A 1,909-nucleotide genomic window follows, 5' to 3' on the forward strand; every position below is an offset into this window, starting at 1 on the left:
ATAATACCAGGAATTGCAAAGAAGATGATAGAGAATGCACCGGAATCATTTAAATCTAAGTTAATAGAGAATGTCTTAGAAGAAATATTAAAGGACCCTGATATGCTAAAGAAATTCAGGAATGAATTGAAATAAAAAAGCTTATTATTTTTCCTTTAATGATTTGCCAAGGTTTAAATCATACTCAAAGGATTTTAGAATATAATTTATAGAAAAAGGAAGGAAAATCAGGGATATTATTAAAAATATAAGGGAATAAAAACTTTCAATTACGGCCAGTATTATAGTTATTCCAAATAATAAAAAATTAATTAAAAGTTGTAGCCTTGCCAGATGGAGAAATATTAATATTGTATCCTTAGTGTATAAAGATGTTAGTATAGGAAAAAATAAAAAATAAATTGTAAGAATTACCGCAGAAGATTCTGCTATGGCCGAGTATTCAATCATTTTATTCCTAATATTTCATATATTGCCTTTTTAACCTTTGGATCTGTTATGCTTGAATCTATTTTTTCCTTATCTGCTTTTGTTAAGTTGTATTTTTTAATAAGATACTCTGCAGCCGAATAGTTGCGAAATAAGGATTCTTTTATAATTACTGATAATGGCTCTTTTGTTTCTGATGAAATCATAATAAATTATCTTATGTCTATATATAAATTTTCGCATATTTTTATAATCATAGTTGCATAATAAATTATTTTATAAATGAGAATAAAGATCTCATAATCATCTTTGGAATTGCAGGCCATTTTCTTAGAATATATTCTATCAAGGGCCGTTTTAATGAGTAATCAATTATCAATAAACACGTTCTGTATATATGCACTATTTTTTTATGCATATTTAAACTTTTTGCCTCTGGCCATATATAAACACCTTTATGCGCATTCGGTTCTTTGAAGGGTTTGCAATTCCCGCATCTATTATCTGCCAAATTTGCGTGTGAAATTATATTAAATACAAGGTTTTAAGCATATATAAGATGTATTTTTCACACAAATTTATCCTTTAAATTACAGGCTTATCATTAAAAAATTGTCATTGTCATGGGTTAAATAAATTAACTTAAAAAAATAAGATTTTCTTAATATCCAATTACCATATACGGTAATCGATATTTGGTTAAATAAATTAACTTAAAAAAAATAAGTTTTTCTCTCAATTTTCACACAAATTTATCCTTTAAATTACAGGCTTATCATTAAAAAATGGAAAGGGAAAGGGGGGCGGTAAGAAATAATTTATAATTATCATATATCTATCGATATATTAGAGTGCCATATCCTTTATTTTACGGATTTTCTAATTATTTATTATATTATATAATCTTATCACAATATAATAAACGAAAAATAATTTAGTTCTTTATCCATGAGATTTTTATTTTTTCACCCGTTTTCTCATAATTATATAATATGTACGAAATTGTTATTCATCAATATTTCCGTTTTTTGATTGATAAGTCTTTGTTTTACTGTATTTCTAAAATAGGATATCGGTTTTAGATATCCGCACTTACCAGGGTATTAAAATGATAAGACCATAAATTGTTATAAAATCATGGACCAGGAATATGGATAAAGTAAGCAGATAGTAAGCAGATAGAGAATGAGAAAAACATGGAATGAGAAAATGAAATGCTCACGCTTAGTCGTGTTTTTCACGTGTAATATTATTTAGATAAGAATAAAATATTAAGTGTTCAATTTTCATAAATTGAATAAATCTTATATTGAGATATTATTTTCAAGGTTCTGTAATCAATTTTAAAAAAATATTGAACACATAAATATTTAGTATTTTAAAGGCCTATCATTAAAATTTTAGGTGCTCAATTTTTAACTCAAATATATATAATTATAAAGGAAAAAATTTGAGTTTAAATTTTCTAATTTTTTCTAAT

At 25.1% G+C, this 1,909-nt stretch carries 1 protein-coding gene; it reads right to left on the minus strand.

Annotation, left to right across the window (positions count from 1 at the left end; all coding sequences use genetic code 11):
* Window positions 1-446: 446 nt before the first annotated feature.
* Window positions 447-635: a hypothetical protein gene (locus tag AOG54_RS02975; protein WP_054964347.1), complete on the minus strand. Its 189-nt coding sequence runs from the start codon at window positions 633-635 to the stop codon at window positions 447-449.
* Between the last annotated feature and the right edge of the window lie 1,274 nt (window positions 636-1,909).

It is taken from the genome of Acidiplasma aeolicum (genome assembly GCF_001402945.1).
Taxonomy (GTDB): Archaea; Thermoplasmatota; Thermoplasmata; order Thermoplasmatales; family Thermoplasmataceae; genus Acidiplasma; species Acidiplasma aeolicum.

Bases quoted from the DNA above. Each gene is read 5' to 3' on its own strand.
- AOG54_RS02975 (WP_054964347.1), bottom strand. From the start codon at position 635: ATGATTTCATCAGAAACAAAAGAGCCATTATCAGTAATTATAAAAGAA.